We start from the raw sequence: 20,601 nt of genomic DNA, 5'->3' as shown, positions 1-20,601 counted from the left end.
TCTTAGCTCTGTTGTTACAAACATGAAACGGTTTGAACGATAAAAATCGTCATTTTTTTGGCGAGAAGAAGCAGGGCCATTTTGAGATCAGGGAGAAGTACCCCATGCGCAGGTTCAACCCCATCACCAGTGCAATTCTGTTGGCCATGGCGTGCGCCAACGTTCAGGCGATGTCGCTCACCGAGGCTGTCCAGAGCGCCGTGGACTACCACCCGGAAATAAGCTCCAACCGTAACAGCAGGTTGTCAGCCGACGAGGACGTGAAATTTGCCCGTGGTGGGTACTATCCAACCGTCGATCTGGTAGCCGGGTACGGCAGACAGCGCTCGGACAACATCAATACCCGCGGCCTGAACGCTGACGGTACCCGCAACCACAACAAAGAAACCCTGAACTACACCCAGTCGGAGTTGCGCCTTCGGCAAATGATCTTCGATGGTTTCAACACAGCCAACGAAGTGGGCCGTACCGAGGCGGTGGCCACCTCCCGCGCCTACTACACTCAGGCCGTCGCCCAAGATGTCGCCCTGCGCGCCATCGAGGTGTACCTGGAAGTACTGAAGCGCCGAGAGTTGGTGACCCTGGCAAAGAACAACCTGCAGGCGCACCTGCGCGTCAGCGATCAGATAGGCCTGCGTAGCGAGCGGGGCGTAGGCAGCACCGCCGACCTTGACCAATCCCGCGCACGCCGGGCTCTGGCGGAAAACAACCTGGACACCGCCGAGGTCGACCTGGCCGATGCCGAGGCCAACTTCTACAGCGTGGTCGGCCGCCTGCCGGATGAGCTGGAAGGCCCGCAATCGGTCAAGGTGGAAATGCCTGGCACTCTGGACGAGGCGCGCGAAGGCATGCGCCAGAACAACCCCTACCTGAAATCTGCCCAGGCCGACGTCAATGCCGCCGAGCAGCAGTACGAAGTGGCCAAATCGCCTTTCTACCCACGGCTGGACGCGGTGCTGGCCACCGGCGCCAACAACAACCTCGGTGGCGAAAAAGGCCACAGCAACAACGACTGGCAGGCCGGCGTCGAGCTCAGCTACAACCTGTTCCGCGGCGGCAGCGACAAGGCCCGCCTGCAGTCCGACGCGCACAAGATCAACCAGGCACTGGACATCCGCAACAACGCGCTGCGCGAGCTGACCGAAAACCTCAGCCTGGCCTGGAACGCCATGAACAACGCCCGTAAACAGACCCCTACCGCCCGCGAGTACGCAGAAACGACGCAACGTGTGCGCGCCGCCTATCAGGACCAGTTCGGCCTGGGCCAACGCACCCTGCTCGATGTGCTGGACAGCGAGAATGAGCTGTACAACGCCAACCGCCGTTACACCGAGGTGCGTTACACCGAGGAGTACTCGATGTATCGCGTGCTGGCGACCATGGGTGAGCTGCTGAGCAAACAGCGTATTTCACTGCCGCCGGAGGCCATCGCCAACAACGACGTACGCACCGAGGCCAGGTTGCCCGACATGCGTTGAGCCAGCCCCACGCAACTGGCACTCAGCACCGCGCCTCATCCCCCTTACACCGTGGCGGGAGTAGTTCATCGTGACCAGTATGCAAAGCGCACAACCGCGCCCCGATGTCGATGACCCCCTGCTCGATGGCCTGCTGATTCTGTGCCGCCTGCACGGTCGGCCGGCCAGCCGCGCCAGCCTGAGCAGTGGGCTGCCACTGCTCCAGCAACGCCTGGGTGCGGATTTGCTGCCACGCGCTGCGGCGCGTGCCGGTTTGCAAGGGCGTGTGCTGCAGCGTGAGCTGGAGGCCATTTCGCCGCTCAACCTGCCGGTGCTGCTGTTGCTCAACGACGGCCGCAGCGCCGTGCTGCAGCGCTGGGGCGAAGATGGCCGGGCGCTGATCCTGCCCTGCGAGGCTGAGGGCGGCGAACAATGGGTAGAGCGCGAGGCGCTGGAACAGGCCTACGCAGGTCACGCTTTGTTCGCACGACCCCGTCATACCCTGGAGGAAGTCCGCTCACCGCTGCTGCCACGGGTGGAGGCCTGGTTCCGCGATACCTTGCGCCATTCCCGCTGGCTGTACGGCGATGCCCTGCTGGCCAGCCTGCTGATCAACCTGCTGGGCCTGATGGTGCCGCTGTTCGTGATGCAGACCTACGATCGCGTGGTACCCAACCAGGCACTTTCGACCTTATGGGTGCTGGTCGCTGGCCTGTTCATCGGCACCGCCTTCGAGCTGGTGCTGCGCATGGTGCGCGCCCACCTGCTGGACCAGGCCGGCAAGAAGACCGACCTGATCCTCTCCGCCGCCCTGTTCGAACGCATCACCGGCATGGCCATGAAAGCCAAACCTGCCAGCATCGGCGGCTTCGCCCAGAGCATCCATGACTTCCAGGGCCTGCGCGAATTCCTCACCGCAGTCACCCTGACCAGCATCATCGACCTGCCCTTCGTCGCCCTCATGCTACTGGTGATCGGCCTGCTGGGCGGCTGGCTGGTACTGATCCCACTGATCGCCTTCCCGCTGGCGGTGGGCTTTGCCCTGTTCATTCAGGCACGCCTGCGCGACACCGTGCAAAAAAGCCTCAGCCTCGGTGCGGTACGCCAGGCACTGCTGATCGAAACCCTCGGCGGCCTGGAAACCCTCAAGGCCTGCGGTGCCGAGAGCGAGCGCCAGTACCAGTGGGAACACACCAATGGCGCCATGGCCCGCCTCGACGCCCACGCCCGCAACCTGTCGTCGCTGGCCAGCAACGGCACACTGTTCATCCAGCAGTTCTGCGGCATGGCCACCATCGTCGCCGGGGTGTACAGCATCATCGCTGGCAACCTCAGTGTCGGCGCCCTGGTCGCCAGCTACATGCTCGGTAGCCGGGTGCTGGCACCGCTCGGCCAGATTGCAGGGCTGATCACCCGCTATCAGCAAGCGCAACTGACGATGCGCAGCACCGATGCCCTGATGGCCCTGCCGCAAGAGCGCCAGGCCGAACAGCAAGCCCTGGAGCACACCGCGCTCAAGGGCGGCCTGACCCTCAGCCATGTCAGCTTCCGCTACCCGGCACAGGCCAGCCCGGCACTGCAGGATGTGAACGTGGCCATAAAGCCGGGTGAGCGGATTGGCATCATCGGCCGCAGCGGCTCGGGCAAAAGCACCCTGGGCCGCCTGCTGATGGGCTTCCATCACCCGGAAGAAGGCCAGGTATTGCTGGACAACCTCGACCTGCGCCAACTGGACATCGCCGACCTGCGCAGCCAGCTTGGCTACGTCGCCCATGACCTGCCGCTGCTGGCCGGCAGCCTGCGTGACAACCTGACCCTCGGTGCCCGCCACGTAAGCGATGCGCGCATGCTCGAAGTGGCCGAACTGACCGGCGTCAGCGAGCTGGCCCGCCAGCACCCGCAGGGTTTCGACCGCCCGGTGGGCGAACGTGGCCAATTGCTTTCCGGCGGGCAGCGCCAGGCCGTGCTGCTGGCCCGCGCGCTGTTGCTGGAGCCACCCATCCTGATCCTCGACGAACCTACCAGCCACATGGACAACAGCAGCGAAGAGCAACTGCGCCAGCGACTGCTGAACTGGGTGCCCGGCAAGACCCTGCTGCTGGTCACCCACCGCACCTCGATGCTTAGCCTGGTGGACCGGCTGCTGGTACTGGACAACGGCAAGATCGTCGCCGACGGGCCAAAGGATGCGGTTATCGATGCCCTGCGCAAGGGCCGCATCGGCGCAGCTCTCTAGGAGGTTTCCATGCCCATCGGCCACAGCGTGCGCAGTTCCCACAGCAGCGCCGACAAGCGCACCGAACACGACTACATGCCAGAGCTGGCCAGCGCCACCCTGCAAGATTCCCCGCGCCTGTCACGCCTGACCGTGTGGCTGGCAGCGGCGCTACTGCTCGCGGCCTTGACCTGGGCGAGCCTGGCAGTGCTCGACGAGGTAACCGTCGGCGAAGGCAAGGCGATCCCTTCGAGCAAGGTGCAGGTGGTGCAGAACCTGGAGGGCGGCATCGTCACTGAGATTTTCGTGCGCGAAGGCCAGATGGTGGACAAAGGCGCCACCCTGCTGCGCCTGGACGACACGCGGTTCAAGTCCAACAAAGGTGAAAGCGAGGCTGACCGCTATGCCTTGACCGCCCAGGTCGAGCGCCTGTCCGCCGAAGCCGAAGGGCGGCCCTTGGTGCTGTCCGAGGAGGTCCGCGCCAAGGCGCCGCAAGTGGCCGAGGACGAATTGTCGTTGTACGACTCGCGCCAGCGCCGCCTGGCCAGTGAAAAGCAGACCCTCAACGAGCAGTTGCGACAAAAGACCCAGGAATTGGCCGAGTTCCGTTCCAAGGTCGAACAGTACCGTTCGGCGGTAGGCCTGCTGCAGCAGGAACTAAACATGTCCGCGCCGCTGGTGAGCAAGGGTGCCATTTCACCGGTGGAAATCCTGCGGCTCAAGCAACGCACGGTCGAAGCTCGCGGCCAGCTCAACGCCACCAGCCTGGCCATCCCTCGCGCCGAGGCCGCCGTGGCCGAGATCAGGAGCAAGATCCAGGAATCGGATGCCAGCTTCCGCTCCGAGGCCGCCAAGGAGCTCAACGACAAACGCACGGAGCTGTCGAAGATCACCGCCACCAGCATCGCCATCGACGACCGAGTCAACCGCACTACCGTGGTTTCGCCGGTGCACGGCATCGTCAAGATGCTCAAAGTCAACACAATTGGCGGGGTGGTGCAGCCAGGCAGCGACCTGGTGGAGATCGTGCCGATCGAGGACAACCTGCTGATCGAAGCCAAGGTGCGGCCACAGGACGTGGCATTCCTGCACCCGGGGCAGCCGGCGATGGTGAAGTTCAGTGCGTATGACTACACCATTTATGGCGGCATGAAGGCCAAGCTTGAGTTGATCGGTGCCGATACCGTGACCGATGACAAGGGCAATGCGTTTTACCTGATTCAGGTGCGCACCGAGAAGAACCACTTGGGCGGCGATAACAAGCCGCTGCTGATCATCCCCGGGATGGTGGCCACGGTGGATATCATCACCGGGCAGAAGAGTGTGCTGGATTATCTGCTCAAGCCGGTGCTCAAGGCACGGACCGAGGCGTTGCGGGAGCGGTGAACGGTTTGCCAGGGCCCGTTCGCGGGGTTACCCGCGAGGGTGCAATCGTGTGGAGAAAACGGCACTGACAGTGCAGGTGTCAGCCTTCACCGTGATTTCTTTGAAACGTCTCAAGCCCCATTGCCCTGATCTGCCCCTCGATCAACACTTCGAACGGGCGCAGCAACTCATCGAAACAGGCCGGCTGCTCCAGCACATTCAATGCCTGCACCACCGCCTCTATGGTCGACACCGCTCCCGGCTCCGGCGCCTTGCGCACGCGGTAGCGCGAGGGCGCCACCTGCGCCAGCGTCACCCTGGGCAACGCTTCGAGCAGCGGATTGAGGTACAAAAGCTTGCGAGCCTTGCGCCAGGTGCCATCGGGGACTATCAGCATGAGCGGCCTGTCGCCTGTATCGCCGTAGGCTGCAAGCACTTGGGCCTGCTCACCTGGGAACAACAGCACCGGCCGATACTCAGGTGCATCCAGCAAATCACCCAGGTCTTCAAACACCTCGCCCACGCGCAACTCGGCATTGACCAGGCCAAGGGCAGCCAGGCGTGCGGTATTCAGGGCGTGCGAGGTTTCACTGGGGTGCTGCAGCAGGACCACGCGGGTGCGGCTGTCGAGCGAGGGGATCAGTGGGCAAAGGCAGTGATCGAGCGGGCGCAGGCAGCGCTCGCAGCGGGGTCTGGACATCGGTTTCTCCTTACCGGGCGCAGTGTGCCACAGCCCTGAGGAAAAGCCCCACATCCATGTGGGAGAGGCGGTAAATCAGCGGTTGAAGCGCTCTGCCAGGCTGTGCAGATACTCGGCCATTCGCTCCAGGTCCTGGCTGATTTCAGCCCCCTGCTTGGCCTGCCCTGCCGTCTGGTCACACAACTGGGCGATGCGCACGATCTGCTGGTTGATGTCTTCGGCCACGTGGCTCTGCTGCTCCGACGCCGTCGCCATCTGCTGGCTCATGCCGGTGATGCGGCTGACCGCCTGGGCAATCCCGGCCAGCGCCGACTGCACCGCCTCGACACTGTGCACGCTGTCCCGTGAGATCTGCTCACCGCGGCTGGCCGTGCTTACCGCTCGCTCGGCGCCAGTGCGCAGGGAGGCAATGATCTGGTGGATTTCCTCGGTCGAGGTACGCGTGCGCTGGGCCAGCGAGCGCACCTCATCGGCCACCACGGCAAAGCCCCTGCCCTGCTCACCCGCGCGCGCCGCCTCGATCGCGGCATTGAGCGCCAGCAAATTGGTCTGTTCGGCAATCGAGGTGATGGTGTCGACCACGCTGCCGATCGACTGGGTCTGCTCAGCCAGGGCGTTGACCGCCTGGCCGATGTCGCTGACCGCCTCACTCATGCTGCCCATCGCCTTGAGGCTCTGCCGGGCCAGTTCGCTGCCCTGCTGCGCCAACTGATCGGCATCGCCCGCAGCATGCGCGGTGCTTTGCACGTTATGCGTGACTTCCTGAATGGTCGCCGCCATCTGCGCAATGGCGGTGGCCGACTGATCGGTCTCACTGCGTTGGCGGTCGAGCATCTGCGCCTGGGCATCGGACAGGTCGGCTGACTGGGCGGCCCGCGACTTCACGCCGACGCCGGCGTCCACCAGGCGTGTCAGGGCGGTTTGCAGCCTCGCTTCCTCGCTGATGATCGCCAGGTCGAGCTGGCCGTGCAGGCCCGGATTGTCACTGTACGTCAGCGCAACCAGCGGGCTGGTGAAGGCCTTGGGATGTTCGGCCAGTGTGCGGCGGATCGCCTGGTTATGCCGTTGTTCGATCAGGTACCAGGCCAACAGCATACTGGCCATCAGCACGCCCAGCGCTGCATAGGGTGGTAACCAAAGGTAGCCGGCGGCCGACAACAGGCCTGCGCCTATCAGCGGCCAGCCATCGCCAACGCCACGCCCCAGCCGCGCGGCCCAGGCTACAGCCGGGCGACCGGCGCGCAGACGCGCATACAGCCGTTCTGCGCGGCGGATCTGCTCACGGCTGGGCACCGAACGCACCGACTCGTAGCCGCTGATGCGGCCGTTTTCATAAATGGCGGTGACATAAGCACTCACCCAGTAGAAATCACCGTTCTTGGCGCGATTCTTCACCACGCCCATCCAGGGTTTGCCTTGTTTGATGGTGTCCCACATATGCCCGAAAACCGCCGGTGGCATGTCGGGGTGACGCACCAGGTTGTGGCTCTGGCCCACCAGCTCGTCGTAGGTGAACCCGCTGATGGCCACGAACGCGTCGTTGCAGTAGGTGATGCGGCTGTTCAGGTCGGTGGTAGAGATCAGCCGCTGGTCGCTGGAAAACGTTCTTTCATGCTCAGTGACGGGCAAATTCATGCGCATCTGGGCGGTCCTTGCTTGTATAGATGAAGGGGAAAATCATCAAAGCAAGTAGAGGTTTAGCAGAACGCCATCAGCGTAGTAGTCAGGTTTGTAGGAAATTTATTCATCCCGACGGAATGACCAAAACGTCCTGTTCATCAGCCAACATTGAGCTGGCTTTTGAGCAGGTCACGGAAGGTCTGAATCAAGGGTTCACGGCTGCGACCGCGGCGGATTATCAGCGAAAATGGCGCCTGATAGCCGAAAGTGGCCGGAGACAATACGCGCAGGTCGCCCTTGTCGACCCAAGCCTGGGCATAGTGCTCGGGCAGGTAGCCGATATAGGCACCTGACAGGATCAGAATGAGCTGCGCCTCCATGCTTTCGACGGTCGCCGCGCTGTGTTTGAAGCCATGCCGGGCCAACTCCGCCTGGCTCCAGTAACCGCGCCCGACCATGCGCTGCTGGGTCACCACCGGTTCGGGGATACGCCGCTCGGCGAACAAAGGGTGGCGGCTGCTGCAGTACAACCAGTGCTGCTCGCGGTACAGCGGCTGGTAAACCAGGCCACTCATGCGCGAGGAGAACGCCCCGATGGCCAGGTCCAGGCGGTTGTCCTGCACGCCAAGCTGCAGCTCATAGGGGCTGGATACCGAAAGGTGCAGGTGCACCGCAGGGTGCTCCTGGCTGTAGGCTCCGATCGCTTCAGCCAACGGCAGCGCGCGGTCGCCCACGGTCGAGTCGATCACCCCGAGGTTGAGCGTACCGCGCAGCTCACCCTTGAGCGCTGCGGCGTATTGCTCGAAGCCATCGAGCTCCGCCAGCAGGCGCAAGGTCTCCTGATGGAACAGCTCGCCCTTGCTGGTCAGGCTGAAACCGCCACGCCCGCGGTGGCACAGCACGATGCCCAGGGCGCCTTCGAGCTGGCTCATGTAGGTACTGATGGCCGAGGTCGACAGGTTGAGATCGCGCTGGGCATTGGCGAAGCCTTGGTGGCGCACCACGCTGACAAAGATGCGCAGCAGTTTCAGGTCGGGCAAGGTCGAGGCCATGGTGCAACGGTTCCGCTGTGTCATTTGCGCGCAGTCTAACCGCTGCGGTGGCGTTTAGTTCAGAAATTCCTGAAGTAAGTATTTGCCGGTAGCGATTTTTCCCACGCACTACCTTGAGCAGACTTGGCCGAAATGTCCCTGCCCGCCGGCATAACCACATTTCAAGGCGCGCGGCGGCACAGGTTCGAACAAACAAAACAATCGACCGACTGATGAGGCCCACCGTGGACAAAGTTCTCCATCAACCACTGGGCGGCAACGAAATGCCGCGTTTCGGCGGCATCGCCACCATGCTCCGTCTCCCCCACCTGCAAAGCGCCGAAGGCCTGGACGCCGCGTTCATCGGCGTGCCGCTGGACATCGGCACCTCGCTGCGCTCCGGCACCCGCTTCGGCCCACGGCAGATCCGCGCCGAATCGGTGATGATCCGCCCGTACAACATGGCCACCGGTGCCGCCCCGTTCGACTCGCTGTCGGTGGCCGACATCGGTGACGTGGCGATCAACACCTTCAACCTGCTCGACGCCGTGCGCATCATCGAAGAGGCCTACGACGAGATTGTCGAGCACAATGTCATCCCGATGACGCTGGGTGGCGACCACACCATCACCCTGCCGATCCTGCGCGCCCTGCACAAGAAGCACGGCAAGATCGGGCTGGTGCACATCGACGCCCACGCCGACGTCAACGATCACATGTTCGGTGAGAAAATCGCCCACGGCACCACCTTCCGCCGCGCGGTGGAAGAGGGCCTGCTCGATTGCGACCGCGTGGTCCAGATCGGCCTGCGCGCCCAGGGCTACACCGCCGACGACTTCAACTGGAGCCGCCGCCAGGGCTTTCGCGTGGTGCAGGCCGAAGAGTGCTGGCACAAGTCACTGGAACCGCTGATGGCCGAAGTGCGCGAAAAAGTCGGCGGCGGCCCGGTGTACCTGTCGTTCGACATCGACGGTATCGACCCGGCCTGGGCCCCGGGCACCGGCACCCCGGAAATCGGCGGCTTGACCACCATCCAGGCGATGGAGATCATTCGCGGCTGCCACGGCCTGGACCTGATCGGCTGTGACCTTGTCGAAGTCTCCCCGCCTTACGACACCACCGGCAACACCTCGCTGCTCGGTGCCAACCTGCTGTTCGAAATGCTCTGCGTGCTGCCCGGCGTCGTGCGCCGCTGAAACTTGCTGCACCCCGGCAGGAGCCATGAGGGAGGGCCACAGAGGCCCGCCAACACAAGACAAGACCGCCAGGCGCCGTGAACCCGCCTGAGCGGTCGATCTCGCCATAATAAAGATAATCGGGAGACCCCCAATGGCCTTGGACATCATTGTTGTAATGATCTATACCGCCGGCATGCTCGGGCTGGGCTGGTATGGCATGCGGCGCGCAAAAACCCACGAAGACTATCTGGTGGCAGGGCGCAACCTGGGCCCGACCTTGTACATGGGCACCATGGCCACCACCGTGCTCGGTGGCGCCTCCACCGTCGGCACCGTGCGCCTTGGCTATGTGCACGGCATCTCCGGCTTCTGGCTGTGCGCAGCCTTGGGCCTGGGCATCATCGCCCTCAACCTGTTCCTCGCCAAACCGCTGCTGCGCCTGAAGATCTTCACCGTGACCCAGGTACTGGAACGTCGCTACAACCCCATGGCGCGCCAGGCCAGTGCGGCAATCATGCTGGCCTACGCGCTGATGATCGGCGTCACCTCGACCCTGGCCATGGCAACTGTCCTGCAGGTGTTGCTGGACTTGCCGTTCTGGATGTCGCTGCTGCTCGGCGGCGGTGTGGTGGTGGTCTATTCGACCATCGGCGGCATGTGGTCGTTGACCCTGACCGATATCGTCCAGTTCGTGATCAAGACCGTGGGCCTGATGTTCATCCTGCTGCCGGTGTGCCTGTACAACGCCGGTGGCTGGGACACCCTGGTAGCCAAGCTGCCGGCGGCCAGCTTCGCCTGGACCACCATCGGCTGGGACACCATCATCACCTACTTCCTGATCTACTTCTTCGGCATCCTGATCGGTCAGGACATCTGGCAGCGGGTGTTCACCGCCCGTGATGAGAAGGTCTGCCAACGCGCCGGCACGACTGCAGGCCTGTACTGCGTGCTATATGGCCTGGCCTGCGCCCTGATCGGCATGGCCGCGCATGTGCTGATGCCGGACCTGGCCAACCCGAACAACGCGTTCGCCGAGATGATCAAGAGCCAGTTGCCTGATGGTATCCGTGGCCTGCTGATGGCCGCTGCCCTGGCAGCGATGATGTCGACCGCCAGCGCCGGCCTGCTGGCCGCCTCGACCACCATTACCGAAGACCTGCTGCCAAAACTGCGTGGCGGCAAGCAGTCGAGCCTGGGTGTCAGCCGCCTGTTCACCCTGCTCACCGGCTTGGTGGTGTTGGGCATCGCCCTGGCGGTGAACGATGTGATCAGCGCACTGACGCTGGCCTACAACCTGCTGGTCGGCGGCATGCTGATCCCGCTGATCGGGGCTATCTTCTGGAAACGTGCAACCACTGCAGGGGCCATCGCCAGCATGTCGCTGGGCTTTGCCACGGCGCTGTGGTTCATGTTCAAGGACGGGCTGGACGCCAATACGCCGATCTACTACAGCCTGGCGGTTGGCCTGGTGAGTTTCGTGCTGGTCAGCCTGCTGTCGCGTAAACCGGTAGGGGTGGTGAAGCTGGCTTGAGGGTGAGATCGAGCGTCGCCCAGGCAGCGCTCGATCCCAAAGGTGCCGGCGCAACCCAGGCATGCGCTCGACCGCATGCACAACGCCCCGAAAACAACCAACAAAAAAGCCACGGCATCATCTCTGATATCGCGGCTTTTGTTGGTTTCAACGACGACGCGGCTGGCGCCTGCGCTGCTCTTCATCAGTCGGGATAGGCACCGGCTGCAAGGGTGGTGGTATCAGCCCCAGGGCGACAGCCAAGTCGTGGAGCCAGTTGAACATTTGGTTTTTCATAGTGCCCCCTTGACGGGTCAGCCTCTCGGTCAATCAATCCTGCGATGTTTCATACAGATCATAGCCCGATGTCCTGTATTACGCATGCCCTTGTACTTACAGATAGGGGCAAGTTTGACGCGGATCAAGCGGAAACGGTGGATTCCGACGGCTGGTTAATCGTTTCGCTTTGTTGCAAATCGACCCACGCCTGCAAATTCGCCCCTCGCATCCCCTGCCGCCACATCAGCCAGGTCACCGCCTGATCGAACGGCGCCTGCAGGCGATGGACCCGCACGCGGTCACGCCCCGGCAGGCTGTCGAGCATCGATTGCGCCATCAGCGCCACGCCCGCGCCGGCTATCACACAGGCCAGCATGCTCTGGTAAGACTCGATCTCCATTACCCGCCCCATGGGCGTATGTGCATGGGCATACCACGCCTCCAGGCGCATCCGGTAGGAGCAGCCCTGGCGGAAGGTGAACACCGCCTTGCCCGCCACATCCCTGGCGCTGTGCACTGTTGGGTGTTCAGGGCTGGTGATCAGTACCAGTTCTTCTTCGCACAAGGGCACGCCATCGAGCCCCGCCAGGCTCGGAGGCCCGTCCACCAGTGCGGCGTCCAGGCGGTGGCTGAGCAACCCCTCGAGCAATTCGCCACTGGGGGCAGCCTGCACCTGCAAGTTAACGGCAGGATAGGCCTGATGGTAGCGCGCCAACAGCACTGGCAGGTGAATGGCCGCCGTGCTGTACATGGTGCCCAGGACGAAGTCGCCGGCCGGCTGCCCGCCCTGTACCGCCGCCATGGCTTCGTCACGCAGCGCCGCCAGGCGGTTGGCGTAATCCAGCAGCACCTTGCCAGCGGGTGACAACTGCAGACGCTGGCGTTCACGCAAGAACAGCTCCACGCCCAGTTGCTCTTCAAGCTGGCGCAAGCGCGTGGACAGGTTCGACGGCACCCGGTGCAGGCGCTCGGCGGCGCGAGTGATGGAACCTTCCTCTGCGACCGCCTGGAAGATACGCAGCTGGCTGAACTCCATGACATTCTCCAAAACAGAACAACTTGATCATCATTATTCAATTTTATTGAAAACAAAAGCGCCCTAACCTGCCATCCATCGTTTACACCCGCGCAGGAGTGTCCTCATGTCGCCGTTCGTACAACTGCTGGCCAGCACCGTAGCCCTGATGATGGCCATGGGCATCGGCCGCTTCGCTCTCACCCCACAACTGCCGCAACTGATCGCCGAAGGCCAGTTCGACCTGACCGCCGCCGGCCTGGTCGCGGCGGCCAACTACCTGGGTTATTTCATTGGCGCGGCAGACGCCATGTTCGCCCGCACCCCCGCCCAGGTCAGGCTGCGCCTGCATGGCGGCCTGTGGCTTTGCGCAGTGCTGACCCTGGCGTCCTGGGCTGCGGACGGGTTCTGGAGCCACCTGCTGCTGCGCTTCGGCACGGGTGTTGCCAGTGCCTGGGTGCTGGTGATGATCACCAGCCTCAGCCAGCAACTGGCCAACGCCAACAACCGTCCGCGCCTGGGCGCCCTGGTGTTCGCCGGGCCCGGCCTGGGCATCGCCGTCACCGGCCTGCTGGCATTGCTCGCTCACTTGCTCGGTATGAGCTCGGCAGCGTTATGGCTGGTGTATGCCGTTGCCGCGCTGGTCATGCTGCTGGCTGTGTACCCCTGGCTGCCTCGCGCTCAGGAACCCGCCGTGGTACCGCGCACGGCGCAGCAAGGGGTGACGCGCAGCGTTGGCATTGGCCGCCTTGGCCTGGTGTATGCCTTGTATGGCGTGGGTTACATCCTGCCGGCCACGTTCCTCTCGCAAATGGCCAACCAACAGTTCCAGGGCAACTGGATGGCCGATCTGTTCTGGCCAGCGTTTGGTGTGGCGGCGGCGATGGGCGTGGTGCTGGTGAGTGTGCGACGCGCCGGCCGCACTTCGGCCTGGCTGAGCGCGACCTTGTGGCTGCAAGGCCTTGGCGTGCTGGCCTGCCTGATGGGCGGTGGCCTTGGCCTCGCCTTGGGCGTAGTGCTGTGCGGTACGCCGTTCCTGGCATGCATGCAGTTGGTGATGCAACGCTCGCGGGAGCTCGCGCCGCATGCGACGCAGCGCAATGCCGGGCTGTTGACTGCGTGCTTTGCGCTGGGGCAATTGAGCGGGCCGTTGCTGGCGGCGTTGAGCAACCATTACAGCGGGAGCCTGCAGCCGGCGCTGGTAACTGCGGCGGCTGGGTTGGGGCTGGCGGGGGTATTGGTTCTTACCGGCACACGCAACAACCAGAACTGCCAAATTGCAGGGCGGGTTGCGTGATTGATCAAGCTTGATCAATACCGGCCCTGTCGCCGGCAAGCCGGCTCCCAAAGATGCCCCACTGCCCTCAGGTTTAGTGGGGTACCTGTGGGAGCCGGCTTGCCGGCGATAGGGCCAGTAACAGCAACCCCTATCCCACAAACCTGCGCAATTGCTGCTTCACCCAAGGCTCGGCACTGACCAGCACCACGCCGAGCAAAACCATTACGGCCCCGAGCACAAAATTCACGCTAAGCGGTTCATCCAGCAAGAGCACGCCAAACGTCACCCCAAATAATGGGGTAATAAAGGAAAACACCGCCAAATTCGAGGCCAAGTACTTACGCAGCAACCAGAACCACGTCAGGTAGCTGACAAACGACACCACAATGCCCTGGAACAGCACGCTGCCGACCGCCAAGGGCGTCCACGAGACCTTGTCGATCTGCCCGCTGAGCAAGGCGATCAGCACTAACCCGACAAAACCTACTGCCAGTTGGTAGAAGAGGGTCAACGTCGCAGGCGCCTCGGACAAACGCGAGCCCCGTACCACCACGGTCGTCGCACCCCAAGCCAAACCGGCCAGCACACCGAAGGCATCGCCGAGCAGCATGCGCCCGTCCATTTCTTCGAACGACACGCCCCCGGCAAACGCAGTAGCAATTCCGCCGAACGCCAACAGAATGCCCAGCCACTGCAGCAGGCGCAGCCGCTCGCTGGGCAGCATGAAATGTAACCCAAGTGCCGTGAACACCGGCGCGGTATAGAGGAACACAGACATGTGCGCCGCCGATGTCAGCTTCAGCCCCTCGGCAATGAACAGGAACTCCAGGCCAAACAAACCGCCGGCCAGCAACCCGCCACGCCAGGTGCTCCCCACCTGCCCCCAGCCACCGCGCCAGCAGATCATCAAGCCGACCAGCACCGCCGCAAGGCCGTTGCGCAGAGCGGCCTGCATCACCGGCGCAATATCAACCGCCGCAGACTTGATCAGTACCTGTTGGCAACCCCAGATCAGGCACAGCCCGAGCATCACCTGAAAGGCAAAGGCGTCGGGGCTCTTGCGGGCCGCGCTCATAGGCGGCCCTCCTGAGTGATCGATGGCATGGGCAAGGCTCGGCAGTTTTCAAAGAACACCGATTATCGGGTTTCCTTGGCCGACCTTGCCAGCCTCAAAACGACCTCAAGCGATCTGCGCTTTTGCAGACACGTGCTCGAAGGTGGTTTCGTCCAGCGCATCTTCCTGGTCATCCAGTACCTGGCGCGGGTGCTCGAAGCCCGGGATGCTGCTGTCGATCAGGCTCAACAGCCGCGACCCGCGCTCGGTGAGCACGAAGTTCTCTCCATTGCCGCCATCCTCTGGCGGCCGGCTCTCGACGAAGCCGCGCTCGAATAGCAGCTTCTCGTACTCGCAGGCACGGGTTTTCAGATGGTCCACATCCCCCACCGGCTGGCCCTCGGCGGCCAGAGCCGCAGCGTGCTGCTCGGCATAGGGGCGTGGTGTGAAGCTGTGACCGGCGCCGTTCTGCACTTCGTGCAGCAAGCGCTCGATCAGGTCCCAGTCGTAGGTAATGCTCATGGCTATGGCCTCTTGCTGTGGACGCATGGGGTACACAGCTTGGGACCGGTCGCGGGTCTGGTGCGTTCCAAAAGATCTCAGCGCTGGCGCTGCTGGGCTTGCATGTACTGGCGCAGCAACTGATTAATCCGCGTCTGATAACCCGCCCCCTGATCCTTGAACCAGGTGAGGACATCAGCGTCCAGGCGAATGGTTACTGCCTGCTTCGCCGGGACACGCAGTTCAGCCTGCTGGAAGAAAGCCTGGTCCAACTCGGGGATATCCGAGGTATCAATATCTTTATCGTCCATTTGAGCCAGGCGGCTCCAATCAGTTTTCGATGCTTTGGTCATAGTGTTTGGCCTCCCATCTGGTGGCTTTACGTGCGGAAATGATGCGGATTACCTCACCCTGCCTCTCCGTGTACACGACTACCCCAAGCAAGGCATTGAGCCATCCCAAGCTTACCCAGCGCTCCTCAGCGTATTGTGCGCTGTCGTCCCGTCGGGTCAACATGGGATGGTTGAACATGTCGGGCACATCAGCGAAATCGATGCCGTGCTTTCGGATATTGGTTTGATTTTTCGTTGCGTCCCACTCAAATATCATGGGGCGCCCTGTATTTACAGATGTACATACGATACCTCCTCTTTCATCGCGAGACTAGGACGAGGTCACTCGCGCATCAATGGGGCCAGGAGGTTAAACGCCAGTTTCGGAAAGGGATTACAGCCGAGATAGAAAAGCCGCACAGATCCATTACAGGCCATAGCCTTCAGATCATTGCTGCTTCGTGAGATAGCCAATAAACAACCGAAACAACTCCGCATTCCCGGCAATCCCCAACCGCTGCCAGATGTTGTGCCGGTGCACCTTGACCGTCCCTTCCGAAATCCCCAGCGCCCGCGAGATCGACTGGCTGCTGTGCCCCTGCAAAATCAGCTTGGCCACATGCCGCTGGGTTTCGGTCAACTGGCCCTGGAGGATATCGACGAAGGCGTCTTCCAACTGGCTGTCCGAGTCCTGCGGGTCGGCCAGGTCTTCGGCATGAGCAAGGTGCAGGTGCTGGCTGAAAATGGCATCGATCAGCGGCGTCAGCGCAGCGAGGCGTTGGGTTTCATCGGTTTCGAACGCCCCCTTGTGCAAGCCGCGCATCAAGGAAAACACCAGCGCCGTGCGTGGGCGCACAGGGACGATGAAGCCGATTTCTTCGATCAAGCTGCCGTGGTGCATTGTTGGTGCAAGCGACGTAGAACGGGTCGAGCAAATAGCCCCCACGCAGATACGCCTTGAGCGTACGCTCGGTCACCCGCTGGTTGTAGCCATCGTGCACCAACAGCGCCGGCTGGTTGAAGCGAAACAGGTAAGCGCAGCTCATGTCGAAATCGACCACGCCCTTGAGCGCAGTGTCGATGGCCGGGCCCAGTGCGTCGCTGCCGATGCTGCGAATCACCGTGGCCAGGCGGTTGGCGTGGTCGCTGTTCATGGCTGCGGCCTGTGCGGGTGGAAAGAGGGGCACGCATGCCGCCCTGCGGCACGCGCCGGACGGCATTGAACGATGCCTGGCCCCGTCAGTACAACGGTGCGCTGACCGGCAACAGCCCCGCCTGTTGCTCCTGGCGGCCCAGTTCCTCAGCTTTAGGCACTGCCAGCCAGTAGGCCAGGAGCATGCCCAGCAGGCCGCCGGCAAGTTTGCCGATGATCAGCGGGCCAATGAGCGTGGGCTGGAAGTTGGCCGAATAGGCCAGGTGGTCACCAAAGGTGAAGGCTGCGCACACGGCGAAGGCGATCACCAGCACCTTGTCTTTCGGCGGCATGTCGCCCACCAGGCGGAACATTGCCAGGATGTTCGCCGAAGCAGCGAGCACGCCGGCAGCGCCCACCGGCGACAGGCCAAACCTGGAGGCCACCGTTTCGATCGGCCGCGACAGGAAGCGCTTGATCAGGTAGACCATCGGGAACGCGCCGCACAGCATGATGCCGACGTAACCGGCAATTTCCAGCGCCCGGAACTGGTCGTCCTTGTCAGCGATGATCGGCGCAAAGCCCCAGCCGCCGAACAGCGCAGTGAATGCACCGGTGAAGTACTCGACGATCGACGCCACCAGTACCAGCGTCGCCGCCGCGTACATCAATTGCCCCAGCTTGAGGAACAGGCTCACCATCAGGTTGGGGAAGTACCGCAGGGCCGCCGCCAGCGCCACGCAGAACAGGATCAGCGGCGACAAGTTGCGCAGCAAGGTCGGCAGGGTGAAGTGCAGCGCCTGGGTCGCCGCGCCTGCGGTGGCGATGTCCGGGCGCACGCCAAGGCCCATGGCCTGCATGCCCATGGCAATCAGTACGATGCTGATCGGAATGCTCAGCAAACCGGCCATGATGCCCAGTGCCATGTACTTGTGGTCGGCCTTGTTGAGCATGGCCAGGCCCACCGGGATGAAGATCGGGCCGATGCTGTGCAGGCCAGCGGTGAATTCTTTGGCCAGTTCTGATTCTGCATTGATGATCGACGCGATGGCGCCGACCACGGCGCAGGCCATGATCACGTAAATGACGTAGGTGCCTATGTTTTCCATCTGCTGCCTCTGTGTTGTTGGAGTTGGCTTGGGGGCAGAATTGAAGGGTGTAGCCTTTTGTTGTTGTAGGGCCGGCAGCACGGTGCCGGCCGGGTGTTACATGGCGGTGTAGGCGTTGTCGACGAACAGGTGCGAGCCACTGACGAAGCTCGACTCGTCGCTGGCGAGGAACAGTGCGGCAGCGGCCACTTCGGCGGGGTCGCAAAGCCGGCCCTGCATGGTCTTGATGGCTTCGTCGGAGGCATCCACACCGTAGCCGCGCAGCAGGTCGAGTTCGCGCCGGCCGTGGGCGGTGCCGATGAAGCCCGGGCAAATGGCGTTGCTGCGGATGTGCTGGTCGCGGTATTCCACGGCCAAAGCACGCGCGAACATGTGGCAGGCGCCCTTGGTGGTGCAGTAGAGCACTTCCATCGGCGTGCCCACCACGGCCGAAATCGACGACGTGCAGATCACGCTGCCGCCACCGGCGGCCAGCATGCCCGGCAGCACTGCCTTGGTCACCAGGAACATGCTTTTCACGTTGACGCTCATCAAACGGTCCCAATCGGCTTCGCTGGTCTCCAGAAAGGGCCCGGCAGCGATGATGCCTGCGTGATTCATCAGCACCGTGATCGGCCCGAAGTGCGCCTGGGCCTGGCTGACGGCGCGGTGCACCTGATCGGCCACGGAAACGTCTGCCGCGACGAACAGGGCTTGTCCGCCCGTTGCATTGATGCGCGCCGCTACGGCTTCACCTTGGCTGCTGGGCAAGTCGAGGATCGCCACCTTGGCGCCCTCGGCGGCAAACAGCTCCGACGCTGCCAGGCCACATCCCCCTGCCCCGCCGGTAATCAGTGCCACCTTGCCTTTCAATCGATCCATGGGTCTGCTCCTCGGTTGTTCTGGTTGTGGCTCCAAACTAGAGCCGAGGGCAGTCGGGGTTCATATACCCAGGGGTATAGGCCAGGTGCACAGGGGCTTCCGCCGGTCGTGGAGGCGGAACTTACCGGCATGCAGGCGCCTCCACCGGGCATCCCCACCGCCGGAGGTATAAAGGATGAAACCGCTGCTGCGCATCGCCTGTGCGACCGCCCTGTTCTGCGCCCTGCCCGCCTGGGCCTGCACGCCGGAAGAGGCCACCCAGAAACGTGAAGAACTGGCCGGGCTGGTGAGCCAGCTGACCGAACAGAACCCGCAGAAAGCCAAGGAAATTAACGATGAGCTCCAGGGGATGGAGCTGGGGACGGCGAGCAAGGACTTGCCCGACAAGTGTCAGCTGATCGACAAGCGGATCAAGGAGCTGAAGGAGGCGGAGAAGAAGGCGGATTGATCTATTACATCAAGACCCAATCGCCGGCAAGCCAGCTCCCACAGTGATCGCATCGCCCTTGAGGCTGATGGAGTACCTGTGGGAGCCGGCTTGCCGGCGATAGGGCCAGCATTGACTGATTACTCAGCAGCAGGCTTGCGCTTTTTCAGCGGTGCCAGGCCATCGGAGCTGGTCAGCGGTGCATTGGCCTTCGGCTTGGCGGTAGGCTTGCGCTTCACGGCCTTCTTGTCGCCAGTTTTCTTCTCGGTCTTTTTCTTCTTGGTGCCGGCAGCCTTGCCCGACGCCTTGACCTTCTTCGGCCCGTTGTAGGTGCCCTTCACTTCCTTGATCACACGGCGCTCGAACTGCTGCTTGAGGTAGCGTTCGATGCTGGACATCAGGTTCCAGTCATTGTGGGTGATCAACGAAATCGCCAGGCCTTCGCCGCCGGCACGGCCGGTACGGCCAATGCGGTGCACATACTCGTCGCCGCTGCGCGGCATGTCGAAGTTGATCACCAGGTCCAGGCCGTCGATGTCCAGGCCACGGGCCGCCACGTCGGTGGCTACCAGCACCTTGGAGCTGCCCTGCTTGAAGCGCTCGATGGCCAGCTTGCGGTCCTTCTGGTCCTTTTCACCGTGCAACACGAACGCTTTTACGTCCTTGGCGACCAAGTGGCCGTAGATACGGTCGGCAAGCACGCGGGTGTTGGTGAAGATGATCGCCTTGTCGAATTTTTCGTTGGCCAGCAGCCACTGCACGATCGCCTCTTTGTGCTGGTCGTGGTCAGCGGTGATGACCTGCTGGCGGGTACCTTCGGCCAGCTGCGAAACACTGTTGAGCATCAGGTGCTCAGGGTCTTTCAGCACTTTGCCGATGATGTCGCGCAGGGCAGCGCCGCCGGTGGTGGCCGAGAACAGCAGGGTTTGCTCGCGGTTCTCACACTCCTTGCACAGGCGCTCCATGTCTTCGGCGAAGCCCATGTCGAGCATGCGGTCGGCTTCGTCGAGGATCATCACCTGCACGTGGGACAGGTCGAGGTTGCCGGCATTGAGCTGCTCGAGCAGGCGGCCCGGGGTGCCGATCAGCACGTCCGGCACCTTGCGCAGCATGGCGGCCTGTTCCTTGAAGTCCTCACCGCCGGTGACCAGGCCCGCCTTGATGTAGGTGAACTGCGAGAACAGCTGCACTTGCTTGAGGGTCTGCTGGGCCAGCTCGCGGGTCGGCAGCAGGATCAGCGCGCGGATCTCGACGCGCGCGCCTTTCAGGTCGACCAGGCGGTTGAGCAGCGGCAGGACGAAGGCCGCGGTCTTGCCGCTGCCGGTCTGCGCGGTCACACGCAGATCACGCCCTTGCAGGGCCAAGGGGATGGCCGCGGCCTGCACCGGTGTTGGCTCGACAAATTTAAGCTCGGCCACGGCTTTAAGCAGGCGTTCATGCAGGGCGAATTGGGAGAACACGGAGGTAACCTCAGGCAAGTGCGGGAAATTCAGTTGCATAGGGTAACGTTTTCTGCAGCCGGAGCCGAATTTCTTT

General features: G+C 62.8%; 19 protein-coding genes and 1 pseudogene. 7 read left to right on the top strand and 13 right to left on the bottom strand.

Translation table 11 applies throughout. From position 1 onward, the window contains the following. Window positions 1–104 precede the first annotated feature (104 nt). From ACEWE8_RS13040 to ACEWE8_RS13030, 3 genes are all read left to right on the top strand, one after another. Window positions 105–1,478 (top strand): TolC family outer membrane protein, encoded by a 1,374-nt coding sequence (locus tag ACEWE8_RS13040; protein WP_046788077.1) that lies wholly within the window; start codon window positions 105–107, stop codon window positions 1,476–1,478. Window positions 1,479–1,557: 79 nt separating this feature from the next. After that, window positions 1,558–3,693 carry a type I secretion system permease/ATPase gene (locus ACEWE8_RS13035; RefSeq protein WP_144415512.1) on the top strand — a complete coding sequence of 712 codons (2,136 nt, stop codon included), beginning with the start codon at window positions 1,558–1,560 and terminating at the stop codon, window positions 3,691–3,693. A 9-nt stretch (window positions 3,694–3,702) separates the two neighbouring features. Then, window positions 3,703–5,058, top strand: a complete 1,356-nt coding sequence (locus ACEWE8_RS13030) for an HlyD family type I secretion periplasmic adaptor subunit (RefSeq protein ID WP_046788075.1) — start codon at window positions 3,703–3,705, stop codon at window positions 5,056–5,058. A gap of 79 nt (window positions 5,059–5,137) precedes the next feature. Here ACEWE8_RS13030 and ACEWE8_RS13025 read toward each other — a convergent pair whose 3' ends face one another. From ACEWE8_RS13025 to ACEWE8_RS13015, 3 genes are all read right to left on the bottom strand, one after another. Beyond that, the gene (locus ACEWE8_RS13025; RefSeq protein ID WP_046788074.1) at window positions 5,138–5,737 is read right to left on the bottom strand and encodes a tRNA-uridine aminocarboxypropyltransferase; all 600 of its coding nucleotides are present in this window, start codon (window positions 5,735–5,737) and stop codon (window positions 5,138–5,140) included. Window positions 5,738–5,812: 75 nt separating this feature from the next. Then, window positions 5,813–7,378: a PAS domain-containing methyl-accepting chemotaxis protein gene (locus tag ACEWE8_RS13020; RefSeq protein WP_046788073.1), complete on the bottom strand. Its 1,566-nt coding sequence runs from the start codon at window positions 7,376–7,378 to the stop codon at window positions 5,813–5,815. 137 nt (window positions 7,379–7,515) lie between these two features. Further along, complete coding sequence (locus ACEWE8_RS13015; RefSeq protein WP_012315640.1) at window positions 7,516–8,409, bottom strand: LysR family transcriptional regulator; 894 nt, start codon at window positions 8,407–8,409, stop codon at window positions 7,516–7,518. Between the two features lie 224 nt (window positions 8,410–8,633). On the opposite strand from ACEWE8_RS13015, the gene speB reads away from it, so the two are divergent. Both speB and ACEWE8_RS13005 read left to right on the top strand, forming a co-directional pair. Continuing rightward, a complete protein-coding gene (gene speB, locus ACEWE8_RS13010) occupies window positions 8,634–9,584 on the top strand; it encodes an agmatinase (protein ID WP_012315641.1) in 951 nt (316 codons plus the stop codon). 133 nt (window positions 9,585–9,717) lie between these two features. Beyond that, on the top strand, window positions 9,718–11,097 hold the full coding sequence (locus ACEWE8_RS13005; RefSeq protein WP_046788072.1) for a sodium:solute symporter: 1,380 nt from the start codon (window positions 9,718–9,720) through the stop codon (window positions 11,095–11,097). Between the two features lie 147 nt (window positions 11,098–11,244). On the opposite strand, the gene ACEWE8_RS13000 is transcribed toward ACEWE8_RS13005, so the two are convergent. Continuing rightward, the gene (locus ACEWE8_RS13000) at window positions 11,245–11,373 is read right to left on the bottom strand and encodes a PA1414 family protein (protein WP_008090807.1); all 129 of its coding nucleotides are present in this window, start codon (window positions 11,371–11,373) and stop codon (window positions 11,245–11,247) included. A 124-nt stretch (window positions 11,374–11,497) separates the two neighbouring features. After that, window positions 11,498–12,391 (bottom strand): LysR family transcriptional regulator, encoded by an 894-nt coding sequence (locus tag ACEWE8_RS12995; protein ID WP_046788071.1) that lies wholly within the window; start codon window positions 12,389–12,391, stop codon window positions 11,498–11,500. 106 nt (window positions 12,392–12,497) lie between these two features. Here ACEWE8_RS12995 and ACEWE8_RS12990 point away from each other — a divergent pair, with 106 nt between their 5' ends. Beyond that, complete coding sequence (locus tag ACEWE8_RS12990) at window positions 12,498–13,667, top strand: MFS transporter (RefSeq protein ID WP_046788070.1); 1,170 nt, start codon at window positions 12,498–12,500, stop codon at window positions 13,665–13,667. A gap of 130 nt (window positions 13,668–13,797) precedes the next feature. On the opposite strand, the gene ACEWE8_RS12985 is transcribed toward ACEWE8_RS12990, so the two are convergent. From ACEWE8_RS12985 to ACEWE8_RS12955, 7 genes and pseudogenes are all read right to left on the bottom strand, one after another. After that, window positions 13,798–14,724: a DMT family transporter gene (locus ACEWE8_RS12985; protein ID WP_046788069.1), complete on the bottom strand. Its 927-nt coding sequence runs from the start codon at window positions 14,722–14,724 to the stop codon at window positions 13,798–13,800. Between the two features lie 105 nt (window positions 14,725–14,829). Next, window positions 14,830–15,225, bottom strand: coding sequence for a transcriptional regulator (locus ACEWE8_RS12980; protein WP_012315647.1), 396 nt, complete (start codon window positions 15,223–15,225; stop codon window positions 14,830–14,832). A gap of 77 nt (window positions 15,226–15,302) precedes the next feature. Next, entirely contained in the window at window positions 15,303–15,557 is a 255-nt protein-coding gene (locus ACEWE8_RS12975; protein ID WP_012315648.1) for a BrnA antitoxin family protein, read from the bottom strand. Then, complete coding sequence (locus tag ACEWE8_RS12970; RefSeq protein WP_046788068.1) at window positions 15,535–15,813, bottom strand: BrnT family toxin; 279 nt, start codon at window positions 15,811–15,813, stop codon at window positions 15,535–15,537. The genes ACEWE8_RS12975 and ACEWE8_RS12970 overlap by 23 nt, the downstream gene beginning before the upstream one ends. 171 nt (window positions 15,814–15,984) lie before the next feature. Further along, window positions 15,985–16,690, bottom strand: a pseudogene (locus tag ACEWE8_RS12965) (LuxR C-terminal-related transcriptional regulator). Window positions 16,691–16,775: 85 nt separating this feature from the next. Further along, window positions 16,776–17,777 carry an ethanolamine utilization protein EutH gene (gene eutH, locus ACEWE8_RS12960; protein WP_046788067.1) on the bottom strand — a complete coding sequence of 334 codons (1,002 nt, stop codon included), beginning with the start codon at window positions 17,775–17,777 and terminating at the stop codon, window positions 16,776–16,778. A gap of 96 nt (window positions 17,778–17,873) precedes the next feature. Continuing rightward, entirely contained in the window at window positions 17,874–18,638 is a 765-nt protein-coding gene (locus ACEWE8_RS12955) for an SDR family NAD(P)-dependent oxidoreductase (protein ID WP_046788066.1), read from the bottom strand. Window positions 18,639–18,813: 175 nt separating this feature from the next. Between ACEWE8_RS12955 and ACEWE8_RS12950 the strand changes: the two genes are divergently transcribed. Beyond that, window positions 18,814–19,086 carry a hypothetical protein gene (locus tag ACEWE8_RS12950; protein WP_046788065.1) on the top strand — a complete coding sequence of 91 codons (273 nt, stop codon included), beginning with the start codon at window positions 18,814–18,816 and terminating at the stop codon, window positions 19,084–19,086. A 119-nt stretch (window positions 19,087–19,205) separates the two neighbouring features. Here the strand turns inward: ACEWE8_RS12950 and ACEWE8_RS12945 are convergent, their stop codons facing one another. After that, on the bottom strand, window positions 19,206–20,564 hold the full coding sequence (locus tag ACEWE8_RS12945; protein ID WP_012315652.1) for a DEAD/DEAH box helicase: 1,359 nt from the start codon (window positions 20,562–20,564) through the stop codon (window positions 19,206–19,208). Window positions 20,565–20,601: the final 37 nt, after the last annotated feature.

This window comes from Pseudomonas sp. TR47, assembly GCF_044143025.1.
GTDB classification, from domain to species: Bacteria; Pseudomonadota; Gammaproteobacteria; order Pseudomonadales; family Pseudomonadaceae; genus Aquipseudomonas; species Aquipseudomonas putida_E.
Note: the sequence above shows the minus strand (reverse complement) of the source record. Positions and strands in the feature narration are given on the sequence as shown.

Coding starts and splice junctions, on each gene's coding strand:
- ACEWE8_RS13040 (WP_046788077.1), top strand. CDS start 105: ATGCGCAGGTTCAACCCCATCACCAGTGCAATTCTGTTGGCCATGGCG.
- ACEWE8_RS13035 (WP_144415512.1), top strand. CDS start 1,558: ATGCAAAGCGCACAACCGCGCCCCGATGTCGATGACCCCCTGCTCGAT.
- ACEWE8_RS13030 (WP_046788075.1), top strand. CDS start 3,703: ATGCCCATCGGCCACAGCGTGCGCAGTTCCCACAGCAGCGCCGACAAG.
- ACEWE8_RS13025 (WP_046788074.1), bottom strand. CDS start 5,737: ATGTCCAGACCCCGCTGCGAGCGCTGCCTGCGCCCGCTCGATCACTGC.
- ACEWE8_RS13020 (WP_046788073.1), bottom strand. CDS start 7,378: ATGCGCATGAATTTGCCCGTCACTGAGCATGAAAGAACGTTTTCCAGC.
- ACEWE8_RS13015 (WP_012315640.1), bottom strand. CDS start 8,409: ATGGCCTCGACCTTGCCCGACCTGAAACTGCTGCGCATCTTTGTCAGC.
- ACEWE8_RS13005 (WP_046788072.1), top strand. CDS start 9,718: ATGGCCTTGGACATCATTGTTGTAATGATCTATACCGCCGGCATGCTC.
- ACEWE8_RS13000 (WP_008090807.1), bottom strand. CDS start 11,373: ATGAAAAACCAAATGTTCAACTGGCTCCACGACTTGGCTGTCGCCCTG.
- ACEWE8_RS12995 (WP_046788071.1), bottom strand. CDS start 12,391: ATGGAGTTCAGCCAGCTGCGTATCTTCCAGGCGGTCGCAGAGGAAGGT.
- ACEWE8_RS12990 (WP_046788070.1), top strand. CDS start 12,498: ATGTCGCCGTTCGTACAACTGCTGGCCAGCACCGTAGCCCTGATGATG.
- ACEWE8_RS12985 (WP_046788069.1), bottom strand. CDS start 14,724: ATGAGCGCGGCCCGCAAGAGCCCCGACGCCTTTGCCTTTCAGGTGATG.
- ACEWE8_RS12980 (WP_012315647.1), bottom strand. CDS start 15,225: ATGAGCATTACCTACGACTGGGACCTGATCGAGCGCTTGCTGCACGAA.
- ACEWE8_RS12975 (WP_012315648.1), bottom strand. CDS start 15,557: ATGACCAAAGCATCGAAAACTGATTGGAGCCGCCTGGCTCAAATGGAC.
- ACEWE8_RS12970 (WP_046788068.1), bottom strand. CDS start 15,813: ATGATATTTGAGTGGGACGCAACGAAAAATCAAACCAATATCCGAAAG.
- eutH (WP_046788067.1), bottom strand. CDS start 17,777: ATGGAAAACATAGGCACCTACGTCATTTACGTGATCATGGCCTGCGCC.
- ACEWE8_RS12955 (WP_046788066.1), bottom strand. CDS start 18,638: ATGGATCGATTGAAAGGCAAGGTGGCACTGATTACCGGCGGGGCAGGG.
- ACEWE8_RS12950 (WP_046788065.1), top strand. CDS start 18,814: ATGAAACCGCTGCTGCGCATCGCCTGTGCGACCGCCCTGTTCTGCGCC.
- ACEWE8_RS12945 (WP_012315652.1), bottom strand. CDS start 20,564: ATGCAACTGAATTTCCCGCACTTGCCTGAGGTTACCTCCGTGTTCTCC.